This is a genomic window from Kineosporia sp. R_H_3, assembly GCF_002198675.1.
Classification (GTDB): domain Bacteria; phylum Actinomycetota; class Actinomycetes; order Actinomycetales; family Kineosporiaceae; genus R-H-3.
The window spans coordinates 1-6,969 of record NZ_MWLL01000205.1; the positions used below are offsets into that span (position 1 = coordinate 1).

At 72.1% G+C, this 6,969-nt stretch carries 6 protein-coding genes and 1 pseudogene; 6 read left to right on the forward strand and 1 reads right to left on the reverse strand.

Translation table 11 applies throughout. From position 1 onward, the window contains the following. The 3 genes and pseudogenes from ECOMGDLI_RS37005 to rplI all read left to right on the forward strand — a co-directional run. Positions 1-133, forward strand: a pseudogene (locus ECOMGDLI_RS37005) (single-stranded DNA-binding protein); the annotation flags it as partial. Positions 134-235: 102 nt separating this feature from the next. Beyond that, complete coding sequence (gene rpsR, locus ECOMGDLI_RS25630) at positions 236-472, forward strand: 30S ribosomal protein S18 (protein WP_088288651.1); 237 nt, start codon at positions 236-238, stop codon at positions 470-472. A 17-nt stretch (positions 473-489) separates the two neighbouring features. Beyond that, entirely contained in the window at positions 490-936 is a 447-nt protein-coding gene (rplI, locus tag ECOMGDLI_RS25635) for a 50S ribosomal protein L9 (RefSeq protein WP_088319685.1), read from the forward strand. 83 nt (positions 937-1,019) lie between these two features. On the opposite strand, the gene ECOMGDLI_RS25640 is transcribed toward rplI, so the two are convergent. Further along, a complete protein-coding gene (locus ECOMGDLI_RS25640; protein WP_143447938.1) occupies positions 1,020-2,366 on the reverse strand; it encodes an MATE family efflux transporter in 1,347 nt (448 codons plus the stop codon). Between the two features lie 528 nt (positions 2,367-2,894). On the opposite strand from ECOMGDLI_RS25640, the gene dnaB reads away from it, so the two are divergent. The 3 genes from dnaB to ECOMGDLI_RS25655 all read left to right on the forward strand — a co-directional run. Then, complete coding sequence (gene dnaB / locus ECOMGDLI_RS25645) at positions 2,895-4,238, forward strand: replicative DNA helicase (protein WP_088288654.1); 1,344 nt, start codon at positions 2,895-2,897, stop codon at positions 4,236-4,238. Positions 4,239-4,489: 251 nt separating this feature from the next. Continuing rightward, entirely contained in the window at positions 4,490-6,295 is a 1,806-nt protein-coding gene (locus ECOMGDLI_RS25650; RefSeq protein WP_198955178.1) for an alpha/beta hydrolase, read from the forward strand. Between the two features lie 195 nt (positions 6,296-6,490). After that, positions 6,491-6,969: response regulator (locus ECOMGDLI_RS25655; protein WP_158221157.1), on the forward strand; the 479-nt coding region annotated here is incomplete at its 3' end.

A 6,969-nucleotide genomic window follows, 5' to 3' on the forward strand; every position in this document is an offset into this window, starting at 1 on the left:
TGGCGGCGGGGGTGGCGGCTACTCCGGTGGCGGCGGCTCCCAGGCGCCGGCGGACGACCCGTGGGCGACCGGCCCGTCGGGCGGAGGCGGTGGCGGCGGTTTCGGCGGCTCGCAGGACGAGCCCCCGTTCTGACCGTCACGCGACGGAACTGACCAGTAGCAGATCCCGGCCGGGGCCCGCCCCGGCCACCGACCATCCCGGGCAGGGCCCGGGCTCCTGAGGAGGAGCACCACGATGGCGAAGCCACCCATTCGCAAGCCCAAGAAGAAGCAGAACCCGCTCAAGACCGCGGGCGTGGAGAAGGTGGACTACAAGGACACCAACCTCCTGCGCAAGTTCATCTCCGACCGCGGCAAGATCCGCGCCCGCCGCGTCACCGGTGTCTCGGTGCAGCAGCAGCGCGAGATCGCGAAGGCCGTGAAGAACGCCCGCGAGATGGCTCTGCTCCCGTACTCGAGCTCGGCTCGCTGAGGCAGGGGGACGAACTCATGAAGCTCATCCTCACGCAGGAGGTCACCGGTCTCGGGACCCCGGGCGACGTCGTCGAGGTCAAGGACGGCTACGGCCGGAACTACCTCGTCCCGCGCGGTCTCGCGACCCCGTGGACCAAGGGCGCCGAGAAGCAGATCGCGAGCATCCGCAAGGCACGGTCCGCCCGTGAGATCGCCACCCTCGAGGAGGCGCAGCTCGTCCGCGCCCAGCTCGAGGGCAAGCCGGTCAAGCTGGCGGTCCGGGCCGGCACGAACGGTCGCCTCTTCGGCGCCGTGACGCCGGCCGCCGTCGCGGACGCGGTCATCGCCGTCGGCGGCCCGCAGGTCGACAAGCGCAAGGTCGAGGTCAACCAGCCGATCAAGTCGACCGGTGACTACACGGTCCTCGTCCGCCTCCACCCGGAGGTCCAGGCGAAGGTCCAGCTCCAGGTCGTCGCGGGCTGACACCAGCCCCCGGCCGCACCTGAGGCACCACGCGTCATCACGAAGGGTCCGACCTCCACGGAGGTCGGACCCTTCTGCGTGCGTCAGCGGGTCGCGCCCGTGACCAGCCACGCGTCGGTCCGGGTGCGCAGCCCGAGGAACACGCACCGGGCGACCATGTAGCCGCACGTGAACGTGACCCATAGGGCGACCAGCCCCGGGGTGCCCTCCGGGGCCCGCAGCGTCACCACGAGGGCGAGCGGGGCGTAGATCACGAGCTGGACGACCCCGACCACGGCGAGGTAGCGCCCGTCGCCGGCGCCGATGAGCACCCCGTCGAGGACGAACACGTACCCCGACAACGGCTGGGTCACGGCCGCGACGACGAGGACCGCGAGGAAGGCGTCCCGCGCCCCGGGCTCGAGGGCGAACAGCGGCGGCAGGAGCGGTCGGACGGCGAGCAGCACGAGGCCGAGGACGACCCCGCCCCACAGCCCCCAGCGGACCATCCGGCGGGTCGCCGCGCGGGCGCCGGCGGCGTCGCCGGCCCCGAGCGCGACGCCGGTGAGCGCCTGCGCGGCGATCGCCAGGGCGTCGAGGGCGAGCGCGAGGAGGAACCACACGTTCATCGCGACCTGGTGCGCGGCCAACGCGTCGGGCCCCTTCGCGGTCGCGGCGTACGTCGTCACGAGGAAGGCCCCGCGCAGCGCGAGGGTCCGCACGAGCAGCGGGACGCCGGCGCGCCCGGAGGCGAGGATGCCCGCCCGGTCCGGGCGCAGGGTCGCCGCGTGCCGCCGGGCGCCGCGGACGACGACCACCCCGGTGGCCACCGCCATCGCGATCTGGGTGAGCGCCGTCCCGGCCCCCGACCCGGCGATCCCCAGGCCCAGGCCGTGCACGAGCAGGACGTTGAGGACGGCGTTGACGACGGCGCCCGCGGACGCCACCGCGAGCGGCGTCCGGGTGTCCTGCAGGCCGCGGAGCACCCCGGTCGCGGCGAGCACGACGAGCATCGCGGGCACGCCGGGCAGCGACCAGCGCAGGTAGTCGACGGCCTGGGCGGCGACCTCGGGGGTCGCGCCGAAGAGACCGACGAGCCAGGGCGCGGCGGGCCACGCCAGGGCGGCCGTCGTCACGCCGAGGATCGCGCCGAGCCACATCCCGTCGACACCCTGGGTCAGCGCGGCCCGCAGGTCCCCGGCCCCCACCCGGCGGGCGACCGCCGCCGTCGTCCCGTACGCGAGGAAGACGAAGACGCTCACCGCGGTCGAGAGCACGGCACCGGCGATGCCCAGCCCGGCGAGCGGGACGGTGCCGAGCCGGCCGACGATCGCGGAGTCGGCGAGGAGGAACAGCGGCTCGGCGACGAGGGCGCCGAAGGCCGGGACGGCGAGGCCGAGGATGCGGCGGGCGTCGGCGACGTCCCGCCCCGGTGCCTGTCCGCCGGCCATCCGTCACCCGCTCCCGATGCGTCGGGCGTGACCGCCCGTTCTCCACAGGGCACGGTACGCACCGGCCACCACGAGGTGTCCGGGGACTCTCCGGGCGTCGTCCGACACGCCCGGTCGGCAACACGCCCGACCGCGCGGAGCAGTTCGCGAAGAAGTTTTCCTCCACAGGCCGTGGATCGCGTCCTTGCAGGTCAACGGGTGTGTGACCACGTGATCAGAGGCCTCGGTCAACAGGGTTGTCCACAAGGTGTGGACCTAACCCCCAGGTTGTCCACCTGTCGTCCACAGACATGCCCGGCGTCGTCCACAGGTGGCACCCGGAGCCGCTTGGGACGCGGCCGCGGAGGGCCTAGGTTGCGGTGCGCACCTCCCGCGCCGGCCGGCGGCGGGGCGTGTCGCAGGGGGTCGCCGACTTGTCGGTGGCGCAAGGTAGATCTGTCCGGTGCACCGCCGTCCGGCGGTGCAGCAGGGGTCCGGTCGTGCCGGCTGGTGCGGAAAGAAGGTTGCGTGTCTCTCGCTGACCTCGACATGCCCGGGCGGGCACCTTCGGAGGACTACGGCCGCACGCCGCCGCAGGACATCTCGGCGGAGCAGAGCGTCCTCGGCGGCATGATGCTGTCGAAGGACGCGATCGCGGACGTCGTCGAGCAGCTGCGCTCCATGGACTTCTACCGCCCCGCGCACGAGACGGTCTTCGAGGCCATCACCGACCTCTACTCCCGCGGCGAGCCCGCCGACGCCGTGACGGTCGCCGCCGAGCTGACCCGGCGCGGCGAGCTCGGCCGGATCGGCGGCCACGCCTACCTCCACACGCTCATCTCCTCGGTGCCGACCGCGGCCAACGCCGGCTACTACGCGAAGATCGTCCACGAGCGGGCCATCCTGCGCCGCCTCGTCGCCGCGGGCACCAAGATCGTCCAGCTCGGCTACGCGGCCGAGGGCGGCGACGTCGAGGAGATCGTCAACACCGCGCAGGCGGAGATCTACCAGGTCACCGAGCGCACCCAGAAGGAGGACTACCAGGTCCTCGGCGAGATCATCGAGGGCGCGATCGACGAGATCGAGGCCTCGAGCCACCGCGGGGACGGCCTCACCGGGGTGCCGACCGGCTTCGCCGACCTGGACCGGCTGACGAACGGCCTGCACGGCGGGCAGATGATCGTCATCGCCGCCCGCCCCGCCGTCGGCAAGTCGACGATCGGGCTCGACTTCGTCCGCAGCGCGGCGATCCACCACAACATGTGCTCGGTGATCTTCAGCCTGGAGATGAGCAAGAACGAGATCACCATGCGGCTGCTCTCCGCGGAGGCCCGGATCCCGCTGCAGAACATGCGCAAGGGCACCATGCGCGAGGAGGACTGGACCAGGCTGGCCCGCACGATGGGCGAGGTGAGCGAGGCGCCGCTCTTCATCGACGACAGCCCGAACCTCACGATGATGGAGATCCGCTCCAAGGCCCGCCGGCTCAAGCAGAAGCACGACCTCAAGCTCGTCGTGCTCGACTACCTGCAGCTCATGTCGTCCGGCAAGAAGGTCGAGTCCCGGCAGCAGGAGGTCTCCGAGTTCTCCCGCGCCATCAAGCTCCTCGCGAAGGAGCTCGAGGTGCCGGTCATCGCGCTCAGCCAGCTGAACCGTGGCCCGGAGCAGCGGACCGACAAGCGCCCGATGGTCAGCGACCTGCGTGAGTCGGGCTCCATCGAGCAGGACGCCGACATGGTCATCCTGCTCCACCGCGAGGACATGTACGACAAGGAGTCCCCGCGTGCCGGCGAGGCCGACATCATCGTCGCCAAGCACCGCAACGGCCCGACGGACACCATCACCGTTGCGTTCCAGGGGCACTACTCACGGTTCGTCGACATGGCGGTCTGACGGTCCCGTCCGAGGGCCGGATGAGTAGCGCTACCCCCCTCCGAGGGGGCCCGTGTACCCACAAGGTGGGACCGGGTATCCCCCTGCAGACGGATTTCTGTGGAGATTGCGCGCAACCGGTTGCGGGCACAGTGCGTCACCCGTGATGTTGACGTCGGCGATCCGGAACGCAGCGCGAGGGGTGCTGCTCGGACGCCGTGCTTGGGGGAACGATGCGTACTACTCGACGAGCCCGTACCGGGCTCGCCCTGGTGGTCGCTGCGGCGACCACCGTCCCTGTCCTCGGCCTCGGGAGCCCTGCCTCCGCCGCCTCGGGCTACGACCGCACCAGCGCGAAGGAGGCGACCCGGGTCGACCGGGTGAAGGCGCCGAAGCTCGCCTGGTTCGACTGCGAGGCGATCTTCGGGTCGCCGGGTGCCGAGTGCTCCACGGCCACCCTGCCGCTCGACTACGACAAGCCGAAGGGTGCGACGACCGACGTCGCGCTCCTGCGGATCAAGGCCGCGAAGCCGAAGCAGAAGATCGGCACCCTGTTCCTCAACCCCGGCGGGCCGGGCGGCTCGGGCGTCCAGATCGCCGCCGCCGCGCCGTTCTTCCTCAGCCCGGCGCTGCTCGACCGGTTCGACGTCGTCGGGTTCGACCCGCGCGGCACGAACTTCAGCGACAACGTGCGCTGCTGGCCGAACATCGCCGCGCAGAGCAAGGACCTCGCCGGCCTGAACATCGCCTTCCCGGTCGGCAACAAGGAGAACGCCGCCGCGGTGAAGTCCGCCAAGGCGTGGGGCAAGGCGTGCTCGACGACCGGCCGGCCGCTGTCGGCCTCCATGTCGACCGCCGAGGTCGCGCGTGACATGGACGTCCTTCGCCGCGCCGTCGGCGACAAGAAGCTGAACTTCCTCGGCTTCTCCTACGGCACCTACCTCGGCCAGGCCTACGCGAACATGTTCCCGGACCGGGTGCGCTCGGTCGTCATCGACGGCGTCCTCGACCCCGTCGGCTGGGCCGGCACCCCGAAGACCGCCGGCGTGCCGCAGACGGCGCGGATCAAGTCCGGTGAGGGTGCCGACAAGGCGCTCCACGAGATCCTCGCCCGCTGCGACAAGGCCGGCCCGGACTACTGCGCACTCGCCGGCGTCGGCGACCCGCAGGCCGAGTTCGACAAGCTCGTCGCGAAGGCGAAGAAGGCGCCCATCGAGATCGTCGACCCGCTCGACCCGACGAACCCGTTCGTCTTCACCTACGCCGACATCTACGGGATCCTGCTCAGCTCGCTCTACGACCCGTTCTTCGGCTACGCCGACGTCGACTTCTTCCTCACGGCGGCCGTGACGGGCACCCTGCCCGACGCGACGGTCGAGCAGCGGGCGGCGGCGGTCAAGACCCTGCGTGCGGTCAAGGCCAAGGCCGCGAAGTCGAAGCAGGCCAAGGTCACGGCGGCGCAGCGCAAGGCGTTCGGTGGCTACGCCTTCCCGTACGACAACTCGCCCGAGGCGTTCGCCGCGGTCCTGTGCACGGACGGCCTCAACCCGAAGAGCGCGGCCAACTGGCCGGCCTACTCGGCGGCGGCCGCGAAGAAGGCGCCCGGCTTCGGTCCGCTGTGGACCTGGGGCTCGGCCCAGTGCGCGTCGAACACGTGGACCGCGCAGGACGAGGACCGGTACGCCGGGCCGTTCACGCGGCGCACCGTCAAGCCGGTGCTCGTCGTCGGCAACTTCTACGACCCGGCGACGAACTACGCCGGCGCCGTGGCGGCGTCCAAGCTGCTGCCGAACAGCCGCCTGCTGAGCAGCGACAGCTTCGGGCACACCGCGTACGGCACGTCGGAGTGCGTCACCGCCGGCGTCGACAAGTACCTGCTCACGGGTGCGCTGCCGGCGCGGGGCACGCTCTGCGTGGGTCCGCAGCCGTTCGCGGACCCGCTGGCGCCGCCGGCGGCGGCCAAGGTGCAGGGGGTCTCCCCGCAGGCACCGATGCCGTCCTCGAAGGCGACGCCGTCCACGCGTTCTGGCGCCAAGCCGGCTCCGATCGCGCCGTTCGTGCCGGGCGGTCTCGGCTGACGCCGACCTGACCGACCCGTCCGAGCACCTGCTCGACAGCGGTGCCCCGCAGGACCTCGTCCTGCGGGGCACCGCTGCGTCACCCCTGATTTCGTCACCCCGACGGGCTAAGCCTCGCGGGCCCGGTGGTCGATGGCAGAGGAGGCGAGGACGCACCGTCCCGCCGTCGGCCGACGTCCAGATGCGGAGTCAGCGGTGCACGTGATCCGGGTGCTCGTCGTGGACGGCTCCCGGACGGCCCGGACGGCGACCGCGGAGACGCTCGCGACCGACCCCGGGGTCGAGGTCGTCGGCACCGCGGACACCGGGCCGATGGCCTTCGCGAAGACCGCGACGCTCAAGCCGGACGTCGTCACCCTCGACAGCGAGGTCAACGACGGCGACCTCGTGCGGACGGTCAAGGCGCTGCGGAGCACGCACCCCTCGGTCGTCGTCGTCCTCGTCGCGAGCCCGACCGACGCCGGGACCCGGACCACGGTCGAGGCGCTCGACGCCGGGATCGCCGACTACGTGACGGGTCCCGCCGAGCCACGCACCGCGGTCGCCGTCCAGAAGATGGTGCTGGCGCACCTGCTGCCCAGGGTCAAGGCGCTCACCGGCCTGGCCCCGCCCGTCCCCCGCCGACGGCGTCCCGAGCTGCCGCCGGCAGTCGCCGCCAGCGGCAGCTCGGGACG

Excerpts from the sequence above, each read along its gene's own strand:
- rpsR (WP_088288651.1), top strand. The coding sequence starts at position 236 with ATGGCGAAGCCACCCATTCGCAAGCCCAAGAAGAAGCAGAACCCGCTC.
- rplI (WP_088319685.1), top strand. The coding sequence starts at position 490 with ATGAAGCTCATCCTCACGCAGGAGGTCACCGGTCTCGGGACCCCGGGC.
- ECOMGDLI_RS25640 (WP_143447938.1), bottom strand. The coding sequence starts at position 2,366 with ATGGCCGGCGGACAGGCACCGGGGCGGGACGTCGCCGACGCCCGCCGC.
- dnaB (WP_088288654.1), top strand. The coding sequence starts at position 2,895 with ATGCCCGGGCGGGCACCTTCGGAGGACTACGGCCGCACGCCGCCGCAG.